The organism is Aerococcus viridans, from assembly GCF_002083135.2.
GTDB classification, from domain to species: domain Bacteria; phylum Bacillota; class Bacilli; order Lactobacillales; family Aerococcaceae; genus Aerococcus; species Aerococcus viridans_C.
This window is the reverse complement of sequence record NZ_NBTM02000001.1, coordinates 891,346-909,245: the sequence shown is the minus strand read 5'-3', so window position 1 is coordinate 909,245 and position 17,900 is coordinate 891,346. Positions and strand designations below refer to the sequence as shown.

At 39.1% G+C, this 17,900-nt stretch carries 13 protein-coding genes and 2 tRNA genes; 6 read left to right on the top strand and 9 right to left on the bottom strand.

What is annotated here, in order from left to right:
- Positions 1–59: 59 nt before the first annotated feature.
- The 4 genes from A6J77_RS04460 to A6J77_RS04445 form a co-directional block, all read right to left on the bottom strand.
- The gene (locus A6J77_RS04460; protein WP_083068541.1) at positions 60–1,196 is read right to left on the bottom strand and encodes a mannitol-1-phosphate 5-dehydrogenase; all 1,137 of its coding nucleotides are present in this window, start codon (positions 1,194–1,196) and stop codon (positions 60–62) included.
- Positions 1,197–1,640 carry a PTS sugar transporter subunit IIA gene (locus tag A6J77_RS04455; protein WP_083068539.1) on the bottom strand — a complete coding sequence of 148 codons (444 nt, stop codon included), beginning with the start codon at positions 1,638–1,640 and terminating at the stop codon, positions 1,197–1,199.
- A 343-nt stretch (positions 1,641–1,983) separates the two neighbouring features.
- Positions 1,984–4,056, bottom strand: a complete 2,073-nt coding sequence (locus A6J77_RS04450; RefSeq protein WP_083068537.1) for a BglG family transcription antiterminator — start codon at positions 4,054–4,056, stop codon at positions 1,984–1,986.
- A 37-nt stretch (positions 4,057–4,093) separates the two neighbouring features.
- Positions 4,094–5,905 carry a PTS mannitol transporter subunit IICB gene (locus A6J77_RS04445; protein ID WP_083068535.1) on the bottom strand — a complete coding sequence of 604 codons (1,812 nt, stop codon included), beginning with the start codon at positions 5,903–5,905 and terminating at the stop codon, positions 4,094–4,096.
- Positions 5,906–6,098: 193 nt separating this feature from the next.
- Here A6J77_RS04445 and A6J77_RS04440 point away from each other — a divergent pair, with 193 nt between their 5' ends.
- The 3 genes from A6J77_RS04440 (at position 6,099) to A6J77_RS04430 (ending at position 9,281) form a co-directional block, all read left to right on the top strand.
- Complete coding sequence (locus A6J77_RS04440; protein WP_083068534.1) at positions 6,099–6,806, top strand: glucosamine-6-phosphate deaminase; 708 nt, start codon at positions 6,099–6,101, stop codon at positions 6,804–6,806.
- 353 nt (positions 6,807–7,159) lie between these two features.
- A complete protein-coding gene (locus tag A6J77_RS04435; RefSeq protein WP_083068532.1) occupies positions 7,160–8,050 on the top strand; it encodes an SDR family oxidoreductase in 891 nt (296 codons plus the stop codon).
- 562 nt (positions 8,051–8,612) lie between these two features.
- Complete coding sequence (locus tag A6J77_RS04430) at positions 8,613–9,281, top strand: DUF421 domain-containing protein (RefSeq protein WP_083068530.1); 669 nt, start codon at positions 8,613–8,615, stop codon at positions 9,279–9,281.
- Positions 9,282–9,473: 192 nt separating this feature from the next.
- Here A6J77_RS04430 and glmS read toward each other — a convergent pair whose 3' ends face one another.
- From glmS to A6J77_RS04405, 5 genes are all read right to left on the bottom strand, one after another.
- Positions 9,474–11,285 (bottom strand): glutamine--fructose-6-phosphate transaminase (isomerizing), encoded by a 1,812-nt coding sequence (glmS, locus tag A6J77_RS04425; RefSeq protein WP_083068529.1) that lies wholly within the window; start codon positions 11,283–11,285, stop codon positions 9,474–9,476.
- 467 nt (positions 11,286–11,752) lie between these two features.
- A complete protein-coding gene (locus tag A6J77_RS04420; protein ID WP_083068527.1) occupies positions 11,753–12,448 on the bottom strand; it encodes a LysM peptidoglycan-binding domain-containing protein in 696 nt (231 codons plus the stop codon).
- Positions 12,449–13,023: 575 nt separating this feature from the next.
- A tRNA-Gln gene (locus A6J77_RS04415) sits at positions 13,024–13,095 on the bottom strand.
- Between the two features lie 6 nt (positions 13,096–13,101).
- Positions 13,102–13,182, bottom strand: a tRNA-Tyr gene (locus tag A6J77_RS04410).
- 136 nt (positions 13,183–13,318) lie between these two features.
- A complete protein-coding gene (locus tag A6J77_RS04405) occupies positions 13,319–14,062 on the bottom strand; it encodes a pseudouridine synthase (protein ID WP_083068525.1) in 744 nt (247 codons plus the stop codon).
- Between the two features lie 135 nt (positions 14,063–14,197).
- Between A6J77_RS04405 and cdaA the strand changes: the two genes are divergently transcribed.
- The 3 genes from cdaA (at position 14,198) to glmM (ending at position 17,853) form a co-directional block, all read left to right on the top strand.
- Complete coding sequence (gene cdaA / locus A6J77_RS04400) at positions 14,198–15,052, top strand: diadenylate cyclase CdaA (protein ID WP_083068524.1); 855 nt, start codon at positions 14,198–14,200, stop codon at positions 15,050–15,052.
- Positions 15,042–16,358, top strand: a complete 1,317-nt coding sequence (locus tag A6J77_RS04395) for a YbbR-like domain-containing protein (RefSeq protein WP_083068522.1) — start codon at positions 15,042–15,044, stop codon at positions 16,356–16,358. The genes cdaA and A6J77_RS04395 overlap by 11 nt, the downstream gene beginning before the upstream one ends.
- Positions 16,359–16,488: 130 nt before the next feature.
- Positions 16,489–17,853, top strand: coding sequence for a phosphoglucosamine mutase (gene glmM / locus A6J77_RS04390; protein ID WP_083068520.1), 1,365 nt, complete (start codon positions 16,489–16,491; stop codon positions 17,851–17,853).
- Positions 17,854–17,900 lie beyond the last annotated feature (47 nt).

Here is a 17,900-nt window from a genome sequence, read left to right as displayed (position 1 = left end):
AACCGGACATTGCAATCCCCATCTTAATACGGTTATTTCAAAATAACCTGCCTGGATCATTATTTAATTTTACTAGCAATTTCAGCTACTAAGTCAGCGTCTTCAAGACCAGTGACCGTTTGAATAACTTGGTCAAGTGGTTGGTCTGCTAACATTTTTTGTAGTTCTTGGCTTTGTTCATCGTCTGCGTCACTGTATTCAAAAATGTATGCGACTGTTTCAAGTAAAGCGTCGTAAGCTAGGCCACGTTCTTTTGCCTCACGAATTGGACGGATAAAGCGTTCGTCGTAACCTAATTTACGGATTGGTGTACGGGCAACACGTGTAATAGCATCTGAAATGTGGCTGTTTTGGAAACGGCCTACGATTTTGTTGGCATAAGCTGCGTGTGCTTCTTGGTCAAAGTCCCATTTTTCAATTAATAAGGCACCAGTTTCTGCTAGCACTGCTTGTAATTGTTGTAAGACATTGTCGTCTTTTAAGGCCTGGTCAATTGTTTCGTAACCATAGTGTTTACCTGTATAAGCTGTCGTTGCATGCCCGGTGTTTACAGAGAATAGTTTACGTTCGATATAAGGTAGTAAATCTTCAACGTATAATACGCCCTCTAGCTTGATTTGCGTCCCTTTTACATTTGTTTGGTCGATAACCCATTCAGAGAATGGCTCAACGGATACAAACAGAGGATCTTCATGACTTTGCATAGGCACAATACGGTCAACCGCTGCATTGGGGAAACCAATATATTGGTCAACGTATACACGATCCGCCTCATCGAAGTAAGCAGATACTTTCTCATTTAAGAAGTCTGTCCCACCAATCATGTTCTCACAAGCAACGATATCCATTGGACGTGTATCGTCATTTTCCCGACGTAATTTAATCCCATTAGCAATTAATTCAGCAATGTAAGGTAGGATATTAGGCCCAATAGCAGTGGTCACAATATCTGCTTCAGCTACCGCTTGAGATACCGCTTCAGGATTTTTCCCGTTATTTATACCACTGAAACCAGAAACAGTTAAGCGTTGGTGGGCATCATCAGCGTATTCAATTTCGTAACTTTCACGGTCGTTTAAAGCATCGATTAATGTTTCATTAATATCCACAAAAGTAATGTCAAAGCCATTCTTATGTAGGATTTCACCTATAAATCCACGACCAATATTACCAGCACCAAAATGTACAGCTTTCATTTACGCTTCAACCTCCTTCAACATATCAATCACTTCTTCAGCCGTTTTTGCATCTCCGAGACGAACAACGTTAGCTACGTCAGAACAGAAGACGGCAATTTTAGATAATAAATCTAAGTGGTCATCACCCACACCAGCAATCCCAAAGACAGCCATAGCTAATTTTTCTTCCTTACCGTCATCAGAGAAATCAATTCCCTTTGGTACTTGCACGAAAGAAATTGCCGTATGGTTCACGTGGTTTTTACTATCATCTGTACCGTGTGGAATAGCTACAAAATTCCCCATATAGGTTGATACAATACCTTCACGTTCTATCATGCCCTCTACATAATCCGCATCAACCGCACCGTCTTGGACCAATAATTGGCCAGCAGCACGAATGGCTTCCTCTTTTGAAGTAAATGTATTATTCAACTGCATTAACTCTTTTTTCAATTCCATTCGATCACATCCTTTTATCATTTTGTTTGTACCTTTAGTTATACTCACTTCACTTGGGTCTCACACCCTGTTTAGTCGGGTTCGCTTTAGCACTTACTCGCTTAAATGCGTTAGAAGCTACCTGCCTGAGCGCCAAAGCTCTCACCCTGTATAGTCGGGCTCGTCCCTCCAGAAAGGACTGCTTTTCAGATTAAGTTGTAGCTGACTTCGCCATCTACTGTCTTAATCTTCCAACGGTTCCTTTCTGGGCGTCGGAACTCGCACCCTTTTAGTCGAGCTCCAAAAAGCAGTCCCAGCTCCATTTCGCAAATAGTCTGCGCCTTAACGCTTTTTGTCTCATCCTTTATTCAAATGTGGTGGTTTCTTCTACAAATAGTGCACTCAATAATTGTAAAACAATGGCCTTTGTTCCACTCTTATAAATCTCCGTATTCAAATCGTTATCAATAATGGAAGAGGATATCTTACCTAACAACAATTCATTTTCCCGAGATAGGGGTTCGGGGGCCAATAGTAATAAAATTCTTTTTAATTCAATCGTCGTCCGGTCCATCCCCAAAATTTCAAAAGGTTGGTCTAATTCATAAATAGAGAAGAAAGCTTCCTTTACATGTGGATTTGTTGAGTGAAATAAGGCAATATTTGAATGCGGAATCCCAATGGGCGCTTCCAAATAGCGTTCTATCACTCGTTTCGTCACTTGATTTGGATCATCCACTATCTGTTTGGACAAGCCTTGGATGATTTGTAATAAGCTAGCTTCTATTGTTTCTCCAGACTGGACTTGGTGAATGTCAAATTTTTCTAGAATCTTATTGGCTGTATTTACCAATTGATAAAGTCGTTCAAACTGCATGTCCGCTGACCCATTTGCCGGTTGACTAGCCTGGGTACGCTCTTTTGACTGCGATAAGTGTTTAATTTCTTGCCGAATCGCCATAATCTCATCATCCAAAAGTAAGGGCGAAATCACCTGATATGGATATTTAAAGCCTGCCAGGAAACTAGTCGATAAAATCAAATCATACTGGTCATAATCCACCTTCGACATCTGCGAAACCTTCACAATATCCAACTGCTTCACTTCTGGAATCTTATTGGCAAAACGGCTCTCCAAGATTTTGCTAGTCCCAAACCCGCCAGCACTTAAGATAACAATTTTTAAGTTACGTGATATCGGCTGACGTTCAATAGACGAAGCATAGTGAATAATGATATAAGCCATCTCTTCCTTAGTAAAGGTAACATCCGGAAAGACCTCTTTCAATGATAGGTCCACTGCTTCATGTAAATTAGGGTAGCCTGCAATCATTTTATCTAAGATAATATCATCACTTGAAATCGCTTGGTCTAAACGCTTTAAAGCTGCATTCAAATGTGTCAATAAATCTTCAAACAAGCGGTTGTCCTGTCTAAAGTCATAACCTGTTTTATTAGAGATTTTTCTCGTTAGTTCCGCTACGCGGTAGGATAATTCCGTATCAAAGTTATTGGAGAAAATATTTTGCGGACGATTAAAATTCATCCCTTCCAATTGACGCGCAAACATATGGCGTTCATTGAAATCAATCGCTAGTTTCATTTCCTTAGCAATAATTTCATACATCTGATGCGACAGCCGAATAAAATGACTGGACTGATCTTTCGCTAGAATTTCACTATGAATACTGTGCCCATTTTGAATACGGAAAATATTCACCACAAAACTCAGAATAATCGTCTTCAATTGGTTATCTGGTAAGTTAGACAACTTATGATGAATCGCATCTGACTTAAAGACCTTATGCGCCATTTCATATATCTCTCTTGGTATTAATTGAATGAAAAAAGCGTCCTCTGAATGAGGTAACTGATTTTCTTCAGACATTTGATTAAAATAAAGAAAGAAATCAATTTCTTTAATATTGTAATCCAAGAGATTCACCATTAATTGGCGAATAACTGCTTCCTCGCCTTGAACTGTTAAGTCAGCGTGACTAGACGTTTCAATTTGGATATCATACTCACTAAGACTTGATTTAACACTAGCCATATCAGTATTCAATGTCCGTGTACTCACAGAAAATTCATAGGCCATGGCTTCAACTGTGCTGATCCCTTGACCAGACAAGACCATTAAGGCAATGGCATTTTGTCGTTGGGCCTTAGATAAGTCACCATAAGGATGAGCATTGAGCTGGTCCCTCAACGCCGCCTTATCCTCATCGCTACCAATCAGGTAATACCCTTCATTTCTTGGCTTGTCTAACCGCAAGTTCAACTGTCTAAGCGACTCTTCAATATGGCTAATTTCACGATACACTGTGCGTTTGCTTATATCGAGTTCATCTTGAATATCTTTTTGGGTCACACCTTTTGGATAGGCCAGAAACAGTTTCAAGATGCTCTTTTCTCGCTCTGTAAAATACACTTTCATCGCTCCCTTAGTCAAAACCTAAATGTTTTCGATATGACTAATTTACCTTATTTAACAGCTTGTTGTACTGGTTTTGCTCATATAATTTCGAAACTTCTTCAAATTGTGCTTCCGGTGCCACTTCTTTAGCAGGGTGAACCGTGTCTGCATCAACGATAATCAAGGTTTGCGGGTTATTTTGTAATTGTGCAAAAGGTACTGCTTCAACAACAAGGTTTGAGCCCGCTTTTTTCAATTCATTTCGTAAGTTAGATGCTGCCATGACTGAAGCTGACGGCTTATCTTCATGGAAAGGTACTTGAATTAACTGCACATCTACATGAACATCATCTGTTGTAGTGGCTGCTGGACTTGTCGGTGCTACTGGACTAGCCTCTTCTTCAGATGCTGCCTGCATTTTACCTAAAATTTCATCGTAACGATCACCGTCTAAGAAGTTTCCAACTGATACGTGAGAAGCTAGAGGCGCTTGTCGTTTAGCACGGTCCGTTAATTCTTCTTGCGTGATAACTAAGACACCCGCTTGATTTTCCAATTTAGAAATGGCTGTGTTGGTAATCGACATGTCGTAACCTAATTTTTTCGCTTTTTTACGTAGTAGAGAGGCACCCATGGCACTTGATCCCATACCCGCGTCACATGCAAAAATAATGCTGTTGATATCTTCTGTCGCTGGAATTTCACCTTCTACTGACGCTGAACCAGCGTTTGTATCTTTAGTTGATTGACCTTTTGAATCTGCTTTGGCTACTTTAGCCGCCGCTTGGCTTTCTTCAAAGTTGTCTTGGTCTTGTTCACGGTCCATTTTAATAATTGGTGCCGCTACCAAGAATGAAACAAGTGTTGCAACTAGTACCCCACCGATAACACCGATGTATGCACCTGGTGCTGTCATACCAAGGATAGCAATGATTGAACCTGGTGATGCTGGACCAGTTAAGGCTGCGTTTAATAGTTGGAAAGTTAATGTACCTGATACCCCACCAGCAATAACGGCTAGAAATAATAAAGGTTTCATCATCACATATGGGAAGTAGATTTCATGAATACCACCTAGGAAGTGGATAATAATCGCACCCGGTGCTGATGATCTTGCTGAGCCTTTTCCAAATACGGTAAAGGCTAATAGAATACCTAGACCTGGACCTGGGTTGGCTTCTAATAGGTAAAGAATTGAACGACCTGTTTCTGCTACTTGTTGTGACCCTAATGGCGTTAAAATACCATGGTTCAATGCGTTATTAAGGAATAGAATCTTGGCTGGCTCGATAAATACATTAGCCAATGGTAGTAATCGTCTTTGAATAATCCAGTCTACACCTGTTGCAAAGATGGTTGTCATCCCTGAAACGAATGGCCCAACTGCATAGAAACCAACTAATACTAATAAGAAACCGATAATCCCGATTGAGAAGTTGTTAACCAACATTTCAAAACCTGACGGGATTTTATCTTGGAATTTCTCATCAAATTTCTTGATGGCCCAACCACCTAAAGGACCTAAAACCATTGCCCCAATAAACATTGGCACTGTTGCTTGACCTGTTACAATTTCTGAGGCCCCTACAACCGCACCCATTGTGGCGATGGCACCAGTTACAGCCCCACGTTGACCATAAACCATGGAACCACCGGTATAACCGATTAAAATTGGTAGTAGGTAGTCACGCATTGGACCTACTAAGTTTGCTAGTGCTTCATTTGGCATCCACCCATCTGGAATGAACAGTGCTGTAATAATCCCCCAAGCAATAAATGACCCGATATTGGGCATAACCATACTAGATAAATAAGAACCTAATTTTTGAACCGATGCCTTTAAACCTGAATCTTTTGTTTTCTCCGACATAAGCGTTCTCCTCCTTTGTTTAATTCATCTATAATCTTATTCGTAATCGGAAGCGGTTACAATGATTTCAGCATGTAAGTTTGGCACACTTAAGCATGACACTTTTTCCTTGTTCCGGTTTCAATCTTTCTATGATAAACTGACAGTAAAGATTATGTATTGATCAAAAAATCATATTTTAGGAGGATTATTTATGGATATCAAGATTTTTGATACCGCAAAAGAAGCATCTAAAGAGGTTTTCCATGAATTTGAGCAAGCATTAGCCAGCGGCGCAACAACTTTTGGTTTAGCAACGGGTTCAACACCAGAAGATTTATATGAATATTTAACATCTTCTGACTTAGATTTTAGTAACGCAACTGCTTTAAACCTAGATGAATATTTTGGCTTGCCGGCTAACCACCCAGAAAGTTACGCAACTTTTATGGACAAGCACCTTTTCAGTAAGAAACCTTTCAAAGAAACGTTCATCCCTAACGGTTTAGCAACAGATGTTGAGGCAGAAATTGCTCGCTACAATGCACTATTAGATGAGCATCCAATTGACTTACAAATTCTAGGTATTGGGCAAAATGCGCATATCGGTTTCAACGAGCCAGGTTCTTCTCGCTATACGAAAACGCAATTAGTAGACTTAGCAGAAAGTACCATTCAAGCAAATGCTCGTTTCTTCGATTCTGTAGAAGATGTACCAAGCAAAGCTTTCTCTATGGGATTAGCATCTATCATGCAATCTAAACGTATACTACTACTCGCTTTTGGTGAATCTAAAGCTCAAGCGGTTAAGGATATGGTTGAAGGTCCTGTGACTGAAGAGGTACCTGCAAGTCTGTTACAAGAACATCCTAATGTGACTGTTTACCTAGATAGTGCTGCTGCAAGTCTCTTAAATAAATAGCCACCGACTTACTTTTAAATAAACAAATAGCCTATGACACCGACTCTAAGTCTGTCATAGGCTATTTGTTTATAAATAACTTATTACTCCAATTCTTCCTATAGTTAGTGTATGCAACTTTCACTCATTTTGCCATTTAGTGGTTGATTGACTTAAAGATACTTATACGACACCCTGTGTTTCTTATTTATTATATCTTCCTTTTACAAAACTTTCGTATGCATATCGGAGATTAATAGAGGGTATCGCACAACGCTTTATAAGATAATGGTAAATATTTGCAAATCTAATAGAGCGTTGTTATAGTGAATAATATAACTAATATTGAATAGAACAAATAGGAGGAATTTTATATGTCTAACTTAAAAAATCCAAAGGAACTATATCATAAAGACGGATTCCCCAAGCAAGACCAAGAGGGACCGGCTCTGCAAAATAAAATGAACCCCGTACCTGACTGTGGTGAAGACACTTATAAAGGTTCAGGAAAACTAACCGGTCGTAATGCGCTAATTACAGGAGGAGATTCAGGTATTGGCCGAGCGGTAGCTATCGCTTTCGCAAGAGAAGGTGCCAATGTGGCCATCCATTTCTTACCAGGCGAAGAATCAGACGCTGAGGAAGTAAAAGAGTTGATTGAAAAAGAAGGTCGTAAAGCACTCTTATTACCATACGATTTTAAGGAAGAGGGAAATGGCGCTAAAATTGTGTCAGATACTGTTAAGGCCTTTGGTGCACTAGATATTTTAGTTTTAAATGCGGCGCAACAAATTGCTCATGAAAAACTTGAAGATCTACCAATGCAACAAGTGAGAGATACCTTCCAAGTAAATATTATCAGTATGTATGAATCAGTGAAAGAAGCTGAAAAATACTTAGAGCCTGGAAGTACAATTGTTACAACTTCTTCCGTGAATTCATTTAATCCTTCAGTTCATTTCTTTGATTACGCCGTAACTAACGGGGCAATATCAACTTTCACCGCCCTATTATCTGGATACTTTGCACCAAAAGGCATTCGGGTTAATGGTGTAGCACCTGGTCCAGTATGGACACCTTTACAATTAGATGGTGGACAGCTAGAAGGTGGACTCGAAAGTTTTGGGCAAGATACTCAACTAGAACGTTCTGGTCAGCCTGCTGAACTTGCACCGACTTATGTTTTTCTTGCTTCAAATGATTCTTCTTATATCAGTGGAGAAATTATTAAAGTTACAGGTGGTAGCACCATCTCTACTGAATAATCAACATGCATAATTAAATGATAATGATAAATAAAATCTGTAATAAGAGATTAAGTTTACCTGTAAGGATAAACTTGAATCTCTTATTATTTATTTAATCGACTAAATCACTGCTAGCCTTAATTAGGTTACTAAACTGAAAGTAACCCACAAATCACATGGTAAAATACTCAGCATTATAGCCATGCTTTCCTTAGTATTCAAATCTATAGTCTTTTATTACTCATAATTCACCATACTATGAACTACATAACAACAAAATTCTTATACTCTAACAATTTCATTGCCTTCTACCCTCAATCTATAACTACATATTCTTTCAACTACTGTGTCTTAATCTTCATTAACTCAGCAAGTTGGTTGCTTTAATTTATAAACACGAGTAGATGAGACTTAGACACTGCATCACTTCTCCTAAAAGGCCCCTTGCTGAGGATTTTAAACAAACAAGTGATTTTGACATTATATGACGACAATACTTTTAGATTGTATACACTTTTTAATAAAAAAAAAAAATTGAAACGCATGCATCGCTTTATAATGATATTTAAGGAGGATTTATATGCTACTTTCAATAAGCCTTAAACTCGTTTTTGGTTTAGTCAGCCTTATGCTAGTCACACGTGTATTAGGTAAAAAAGCTCTGGCGGACGTTACTCCTTTTGATCTTATTTATACTTTGGTATTAGGTGGCATTTTAGAGGAATCTATATATGACGATAAATTAAATATAGGACATCTTGTATTCGCTCTATTTCTATGGGCAGTCCTTATTTACATCATAGAAAGAATAGTGCAAAAAAATACAAAGGTAAGTCGTTTATTAAAAGGTGAACCTTCTGTCATTATTAGAGATGGTGTAATAAACTTAAAAGCGCTCTCTAAAAATCATATTGAAATGGAACAATTAAGGACCATGTTAAGGCAACAACAATGTTTTTCCCTTGAAAATGCTAAACACGTTATTCTAGAAAGCGCTGGCCAAGTCAGTGTATTGAAAAAATCTCAAGAAGATAGCTATATTTCCTTAATGCTTGTCGACCATGGCATTATTCAAGATAGGGTTTTGGAAACGCATGGCTTGACGAGAAAATGGTTATTGGATAATTTGAATAAAGAGGGTTATACCATATTGCAAGAGATTATATATGTAGAATGGTCTGCGGAAAAGGCGTTTTATATTCTAACCAATCATGATGTAATGAATAAAGACTATTGTATAGACGGCTAATATTTAAGAATGTAATCAAAAACAGCCTCCATACCATAAATGAATGATAAAAAAGGCCAAGCAATGGCTAATTGCTTGGCCTTTTTCGCATAGGTGGCATTGATTCAAAAACAATGCTTTCCCACCCTATTTCTCACATAATTAGACAATCAAACGAGTTAAGCGCGAAAATGTAATTCGTGATAAGGTTTATTATTCTACTGTTACTGATTTTGCTAGGTTACGTGGCTTATCTACATCTAAACCGCGGTCTAATGAGGCATAGTATGCTAATAATTGTGTTGGAATTACTGATACAAGTGCAGATAATAACGGTTCTACAGCAGGTATGACAATGTCATCACCTTCACGATCTAAACCTTCCATAGCGATGATCAATGTATTCGCTCCGCGTGAACGCACTTCTTCAATATTGCCACGTGAGTGTGCAGCGGTATTCTCTTGTGTGATTACACCGATTACTGGTGTACCATCTTCGATTAATGAGATTGTACCATGTTTCAGTTCACCTGAAGCAAAACCTTCAGCTTGAATATATGAAATCTCTTTAACTTTCAAGGCAGCTTCACGACTTACTTCGTAGTCGATACCACGGCCGATGTAGAAGGCTGATGCTTTGTCAGTGAATAATTCAGTTGCTAGCGCATGGATTTCATCTTTATCGTCAATCATGACTTGAATAGCATTAGCAATAATTGATAATTCATGTTCCATGTCAAATTGTGCTTCGAATCCTAAGTCACGACGTAAAGCTTCAGCTAATACAGCCATTACTGCGATTTGACCAGTATATGCTTTAGTAGATGCTACAGCGATTTCTGGACCTGCGTGTAATAATAATGTGTAGTCAGCTTCACGTGATAAAGTAGAACCTTTCACGTTAGTGATTGTTAATGATTTGTAGCCTAATTTGTTGGTTTGAACCAATACTTGACGACTATCTGCAGTTTCACCAGATTGTGTTAAGTAGATGAAGAATGGTTTTTCACTCAATACCGGCATGTTATAAGCAAATTCAGATGCTACATGAACTTCAACTGGAATGTTAACCATTTTTTCGATGATATTTTTACCAACTAAACCTGCATGCATTGAAGTACCCGCGCCGATGATGTAGATACGGTCGCTGGCTTTAATCGCATCGATGATTTCTTGGTCAACTGTTAATTCGTTGTTATCGTCAGAGTATTCTTGGATAATACGACGCATTACAGCTGGTTGCTCATCAATTTCTTTAATCATGTAGTAAGGGTATGTCCCTTTATCTAAATCATTGGCATCTAATTGTGCAGTATATGGTGCACGTTCGATAGTTTCGCCAGCTAAGTTTTTAATTGTAACGTTTTCTTCGGTTAAGATAACCATTTCACCGTCATGAATTTCAATGTATTGATCAGTTAAGTCAATTGATGCCATTGCATCAGAAACGATTGTATTGAAGTCAGTACCTTTACCGATTAATAAAGGTGATTTGTTTTTCGCTGCAAATACCACACCTGGTTGTTCTGAATCGATTAATGCAAATGCGTATGAACCTTCAATCACGTTTAAGGCTTTTAAGAATGCAGTTTCTGCATCTATACCTTCTGTTAATGCGAAGTGTTCGATTAAGTTAATAGCTACTTCTGTATCTGTATCTGAGTGGAAAGTCACGTCAGATAGGTAGTCTTCTTTCATTTCACGGTAATTTTCGATAACACCGTTATGTACTAATGTGAAACGACTTGTTGATGATTGATGTGGATGGGCATTGCGAACACTTGGTTCACCGTGTGTTGCCCAACGTGTATGTCCAATACCTGTGTGGGCATCTAATGACATGTCCACTCCACTTTGTAGTTTAGCGATACGTCCTTCTTCTCTAAATAAATGACCGTTTTGACCATTTCCATCGACAACGTATACACCTGCTGAATCATAACCACGGTACTCTAAACGCTCTAAACCGTTTAATAACACCTCTTGAGCTGATCCATTTCCAATATAACCTACAATACCACACATGTTGCAGTTTCCTCCTAATTTGGCGACATAAAATTAGACCCTATTCATATAGGTGTCTTATCGCATTTTATATTTGGCTACTACGTACGTGGAGGTAATTTGATAAGGCAAAATGATGGTCTAAATCATTGATTGCCTTACTTTTTTCCCACCTGTGGATTGTACAACCCCTGAATCATCCGCCGAATATTTCGATCAATTCAGTCCTCGTCACTTGCTAAGCAAGCCTGGCGCTATCCCAAAAATTACGTTTGAGATTTTATTAAAAGTAATAGCTCTTTACATACTATAAACACAAAAAGATATTGTCAACCTTTTTAGCTGTTAATGGCTATAATTTAACCTTCTCTTAAGAAGACATATAGGTTATCCGCTAATTAGATTGCAGGCATACAAAAAAGAGCCAGGAAAAACCTGACTCATTTGGTTGTATTTTAAATAAAATTTCTTATAGAAGAAACTTTATCTTAGTAAAAACCGTTTGCATTCCAGAATGCTAAAGCAGCATCCCATGAACCGTAACGTTCAGCAACGTAATTATCCGCTACTCTATGTTGTTCAGCGACAGACGCACCGTCACTAATTAAGTGGTCGCCTAATTGGAATAAACCATAGTATTGACCATTTGTTGCAGTAGGGTTTCCACCTGATTCACGTTGCATAATAATGTCTTTAGCTGAGTTAGAAGAGTATGAAGTAGTTGTTTCCGCTGCTGGTTCTTCATATGTAGTTTCTTCTGCTACATAAGTTTCTTCAGCTGGCGCTTCGTAAGTTGTTTCAGTTACTTCTTCTTCAGCTACATCATAAGTAGTTGCTTCTTCAGTTGCAGAGTCTTCTACTGTCACTTCGTTCACTTCACCAGTAGTTTCATCTTTAGTGAATGAAAGTTTAGTGCCTGGGAAGATTACGTTAGCGTTTTGGATGTCGTTGATTGCTACTAATGCATTCACACTTACGTCAGATGCTTTAGCGATAGCTGCTAAAGTATCACCGTACTGGATAGTGTATGAAGTTGTTGTATCGTCTGTAGCTTCTAAGTCGGCTGAAACTTCAGCAACTGTACGAGCAGACCAAGTAGCCGCTTCTACGTTGTTGTTGTTTGTAGCAGCGAATAAACCTGCTAATGCAAATGACGTACCTAAGATAATTTTGTTCAATTTCATGTATAAATACTCCCCTTAATAAGAATACTGCTTTTTAATTTTATTTTTTTAAGTTGTCTGCTTCCATCTAGTGGATGGCCCACTATTTACCGCATCTTTATCGTGCGGCTATATTCTAGATAAAGAACACCTGTCTCATCTACAAGCAATATCTTAACACGGGCATTTTTTTAAGTCATGTAAATCAGGCATCTGTTAAAGCCTCTTAACTGCCTTGACATTAAATCCGGGGTTTTTGAAAACCTTATGTAAATTTGTAACAACTTTGTAACGTTATAAAGCTAATATTATATATTTAAAGTGATAAGAAAGATTTTTTCACAAACTATGTCATATTATTGGAAAATTGTGCGTTTTTATTACGAATTAAATAAACAAAGTCTTTAACAAACTCTTTATATAAGCATTCTAAGTTCATGTCAAATCGCAATGATTCTGTAACATGACAGATAATAATTGCGAAAAATTCTTTTTAAATGTCTAATAATACAAATATTTAGATAAGCTGTTGGGGTTTTCTTATTTCAAAGCAATAAAAAAACTAGGCTCTCGCCTAGTCTTCTTGGTTTATATTACTGGGATAGCTGGATTCGAACCAACGCATGACAGAGTCAAAGTCTGTTGCCTTACCGCTTGGCTATATCCCAATGTAATGGAGGGAGAAGGATTTGAACCTTCGAACCCGAAGGAACGGATTTACAGTCCGCTGCGTTTGGCCACTTCGCTATCCCTCCATATGATGCTATTCTTGAGATTTTTTTGCTCAAAAATATCGTACTTGAATAGTATAGCATCAGATATTATAGATTTCAACAGTTTGGGCAAAAGTTTTTTGAAAATTTTTTAGACTTATTTTACCGCCCTTTTCTCTCAACTTTCTTTACGCCTATTATATAGAAGAAAGATACTTTTGAGTGACTGGATTTCCGCTTCATTTAGTTGGCGATATCCCCCCTCCGCTAGGCCGTCAATTCTTAAATCGCCAATTGCTTGTCGGTATAAGTCTGTGACTTTTACTCCGCAAGCAAGGAACATTTTCTTCACTTGGTGGCGACGTCCCTCTGAAATAGTGACTAAACCAGTTGAGGATTGCGGGCTTGCCGAAATGATTTCAAGTCTTGCCGCTTTACAGATCGTCCCATCCTCAAAAATGACACCAGCTTGAAATTGTGCGACCATTTTTTCATCAATAAGGCCATTTACGCTGACGCGGTAAATTTTTGGAATATCAAATTTGGGTTGTTGGAAGATGTAATGGAGCTGGCCATTATTAGTGACAAAGACTAACCCATGGGCATCGCGGTCTAGACGGCCGGTAATTGCTAAATCTCCGGGATTATCTGCTGGTTGAATCAGGTCAATGACCGTTGGGTATTGTTGGTCTTTATTGGCTGACAGGTAGCCTTTGGGTTTATGGACCAAGTAATAGGTATGGCCAAAATGGCGATCAATTACTACTTGGTCGACGGTAATTTCTTGCCAGCTGGGATCAACAACGGTGGCGAATTGTGTGACAACTTGGCCGTCAACGGTGACATGGCCATCTTTCAATAGCCGCTTGCATTCTTTTCGAGTAACTTGTCTCGCATCCATAATCAATTGTCCAAGTAACATGCCATCCCTCCTTCACTCCAGTTTACTTGTTTCTACCATTATAAACATTTTTGGGAAATGTGTCTTAAGTTTCTATCGATAAAAGGCTGATATGGTATACTTTATAGTGAAAAACTTAGAATGGAGGATAGACGCATGCAAATAGATTGGTCTGGTATTATTTCCTGGACGAATGTTTTCAATCTAATTGATATTTTGATTGTTTGGTTGTTTATCTACCAGCTCTTGAAGATCCTAAAGAATACGAAAGCCTTCAATATTTTGAACGGGGTTTTCATCTTCTTGCTGATTAAAATTATTTCCACCCTCTTCCAGTTGAAGACGGTAGATTGGATCATGAACAATATTATCCAATGGTCTGTCGTTGGTGCGATTGTCATTTTCCAACCTGAAATCAGACGAGGATTAGATCATTTGGGACAACAATTCTTTGCTGGTAAACGTGAGGCTGGGGCCCGCAATCCAAACGAAAAAATGGTGCGCGATTTAGTTGAAGCTTGCGAATACATGGGTAAACGACGGATTGGTGCTTTAATTTCCCTACAACGTTCACACCCCTTAAATGAATATGCAGCTACTGGGATTCGATTAGATTCAGCCATATCATCTCAATTATTGATTAACATTTTCATCCCAAATACGCCCCTACATGATGGTGCCGTGATTATTCAAGATTTAGAAATTGCTTCTGCCGCTTCTTACCTGCCGCTTTCAGAAAACTCAGAGATTCCTAAAGAATTAGGGACTAGACACCGGGCTGCTGTCGGCTTAAGTGAAGTTACAGATGCCATCACAATCGTCGTCTCAGAAGAAACAGGTGGTGTTTCAATTACTGAACGTGGCGAGATTACCCGCGACCTTAGTCAAGATGAGTTGTACACCATTCTAGCGGACAATTTCATCAACACTACTGATGAGGAAGCGAATGATAACTTCTTAACTAACTGGTTTAACCAATTAACAGGAGGTGGCAAGTCAGATGATCAATAAGTTTTACAACAATCGAATTGCCCTGTTAATTTTATCGCTCTTCTTATCTATCTTAATGTTTGTATACGTGAAGGCTGAGCAGTATTCAGAAAACCCAGTGAGTTTCTTCCAAAATGTCAGCGAAGCGACAACGGAAACGATTTATAACGTGCCTGTTTATATAGATGGAAACGTGGATGCGTATTACGTCACTGGTCTACCAGATACCGTTTCTGTCAGTTTATCTGGACCAAAAAACTTAATTGAACAAACACTTGAAGCCGATGACTTCCGCGTCATCACAGAAGACTTAACCAATTTAGGGGAAGGGTCTCATTACATTCAATTACAATTGGAAAATGTTTCAGAATCCGTGTCTTATGAGATTTCTCCTTCAAGCGTCAATATTTCAATCGATTCGCTACAAACAACTGAATACCCTGTCCAAGTGGAAATGTCTAATGAATCTGCAGTTGCGGATGGTTACGAAATTACAGATGTGACCTTAAGCCAAGATTCTGTCACCTTAACTGGTTCGACATCTGACATTGAAAGCGTAAGCCAAGTTTATACAGTAGTCAACATTCCAGATAACTTATCTGAAGACTACACCACAACTGCCACTGTCATTACAGAAAATGCGGACGGTGACATCTTGAATATCAACACCGACCCAAGTGAGGTTGACGTGACCGTTCAAGTTTCGCCTGAAAGTGTATCGGTCCCTATTGTTGCCAATATCACCAACGAACGCGAAGGCTACATCTATGAAGCAACGATTTTAGACAGCCAAAACGCGACTTTATCTGGTGACTACGATACCATCAATAACACTGAAAGCGTGTCTGCAACCGTTGATGTATCAGGGATTACAACAAGGACTACTGTAGACGCGCCAATTGTCCTACCTGATGGTGTAACGGGTTCAGATCCTTCAAGCGTTCGGGTCCAAGTAGTGCCAACCGCTTCTGAATCTTCATCTTCGTCTAGCGCGTCATCTAGTGCTTCATCAGAAAGCGATGAGGACAGCGCCAGCTCAGACACCGCTTCAAGCGATTCTAGCGAAGAAAGTGCTACGAGTAGCGAAAGTGGGACTAGCGGTAATGAATCCACTATTGAAGAAGATACGACAAGTGGTAGCGACACCAGCGATAGTTCAAGCACGAGCGAAGTTGGCATATCGACTGGCGTCAGTAACAACTTACAAAATGGCAACGGCAATGTCCAAGCTGACCAAATCAATTCAACAAGCTCAGAAAGCGTCTCTAGCTCTTCTAGCGCAAATGTCTTTAATGGAATACTTGCTTTTTTAGCTAGTTTTTTCTAGTATTAACCTGTGTAAGCTAGACTGCCTTTTTTTCAAGGCAAGAAACATTTCTATTATTTTTAATTATGAATCAGTAAATGTTATACTATAACGAAATCGATATTCACTTTCGAAAACAAAGGAGTAAATTATGAGAAAATATTTTGGTACTGATGGGGTTCGCGGTTTAGCGAATGAAGAATTAACACCAGAATTAGCTTTTAAATTGGGTCGTTTTGGTGGTCACGTGTTAATGCAACATGCACCAGAAGGAATGGAACATCCACGTGTTCTAGTTGCCCGCGATACACGTATCTCAGGACAATTATTAGAGCAAGCCTTAACTGCTGGTTTATTATCAGTAGGGATTGAAGTGCAACAATTAGGCGTTATTACAACTCCAGCTGTATCTTATTTAACTCGTACTACCGGTGCAACTGCTGGTGTCATGATTTCAGCAAGCCACAACCCTGCACCAGACAATGGGATTAAATTCTTTGGTTCTGACGGCTTCAAATTGTCTGACGCTCAAGAGGAAGAAATCGAAGCATTATTAGACCAAGAAGAAGATACGTTACCACGTCCATCAGCTGAAGGGTTAGGGACAGTGATTGCTAACCCAGGTGCGGTTGGTAAATACTTAGAATTCCTAGCATCCACAATTTCTGGTGATTTATCAGGGATTAAAGTAGCTGTTGATGGCGCTAACGGTGCCACTTCACCATTAGTTAACCGTTTATTCGCTGACTTAGGTACTGACTTTACAACAATGGCGACTTCTCCAAATGGTATCAACATCAACGACGGTGTTGGTTCAACACATACAGAGAAATTACAAGCCCTTGTAAAAGAAACAGGTGCTGATGTCGGTGTGGCCTTCGATGGTGACGGCGACCGCTGTTTAGCAGTTGACGAAGAAGGTAACCTAGTAGACGGTGACCAAATGATGTTCATCTGTGGTAAATACTTAAACGAACGTGGTAAATTAAACGACAACACAATCGTGTCAACTGTAATGTCTAACTTAGGTTTCCACAAAGCAGTTGAAGAAGCAGGCATGAAAGCACCACAAACTAAAGTTGGTGACCGTTATGTGGTTGAAGAAATGCGTGAACACGGATATAACCTTGGTGGAGAACAATCAGGTCATATCATCTTCATGGACTACAACAACACAGGTGACGGCCTTTTATCAGCAGTACAATTACTACATGTATTAAAAACTTCAGGTAAAAAATTATCTGAATTAGCTAGTGAAATGAAAACTTACCCTCAAGAATTAATCAATGTGCGTGTAACACGTGAAGGTAAAACAGAAGCAATGAATTCTGCAACGGTACAACAAGTTATTGATGAAGTGAACACAGAAATGGCCGGCAATGGCCGTATCTTAGTACGCCCTTCAGGAACAGAAAACCTATTACGTGTTATGGTAGAAGCCCAAACAGACGAAGAAGCATACAACTACGCGAAACGAATCGCAGATCAAGTAAGCAAAGAATTCGGCGTAGAATAAAATAGGATGTGAACTTTGGCGTTTAGGCAGGGAACACTGGAAGAATA

Coding starts and splice junctions, on each gene's coding strand:
- cdaA (WP_083068524.1), top strand. CDS start 14,198: ATGCAAATAGATTGGTCTGGTATTATTTCCTGGACGAATGTTTTCAAT.
- A6J77_RS04445 (WP_083068535.1), bottom strand. CDS start 5,905: ATGTCGGAGAAAACAAAAGATTCAGGTTTAAAGGCATCGGTTCAAAAA.
- A6J77_RS04460 (WP_083068541.1), bottom strand. CDS start 1,196: ATGAAAGCTGTACATTTTGGTGCTGGTAATATTGGTCGTGGATTTATA.
- A6J77_RS04405 (WP_083068525.1), bottom strand. CDS start 14,062: ATGTTACTTGGACAATTGATTATGGATGCGAGACAAGTTACTCGAAAA.
- A6J77_RS04430 (WP_083068530.1), top strand. CDS start 8,613: ATGCTACTTTCAATAAGCCTTAAACTCGTTTTTGGTTTAGTCAGCCTT.
- glmM (WP_083068520.1), top strand. CDS start 16,489: ATGAGAAAATATTTTGGTACTGATGGGGTTCGCGGTTTAGCGAATGAA.
- A6J77_RS04395 (WP_083068522.1), top strand. CDS start 15,042: ATGATCAATAAGTTTTACAACAATCGAATTGCCCTGTTAATTTTATCG.
- A6J77_RS04450 (WP_083068537.1), bottom strand. CDS start 4,056: ATGAAAGTGTATTTTACAGAGCGAGAAAAGAGCATCTTGAAACTGTTT.
- A6J77_RS04435 (WP_083068532.1), top strand. CDS start 7,160: ATGTCTAACTTAAAAAATCCAAAGGAACTATATCATAAAGACGGATTC.
- A6J77_RS04420 (WP_083068527.1), bottom strand. CDS start 12,448: ATGAAATTGAACAAAATTATCTTAGGTACGTCATTTGCATTAGCAGGT.
- A6J77_RS04455 (WP_083068539.1), bottom strand. CDS start 1,640: ATGGAATTGAAAAAAGAGTTAATGCAGTTGAATAATACATTTACTTCA.
- glmS (WP_083068529.1), bottom strand. CDS start 11,285: ATGTGTGGTATTGTAGGTTATATTGGAAATGGATCAGCTCAAGAGGTG.
- A6J77_RS04440 (WP_083068534.1), top strand. CDS start 6,099: ATGGATATCAAGATTTTTGATACCGCAAAAGAAGCATCTAAAGAGGTT.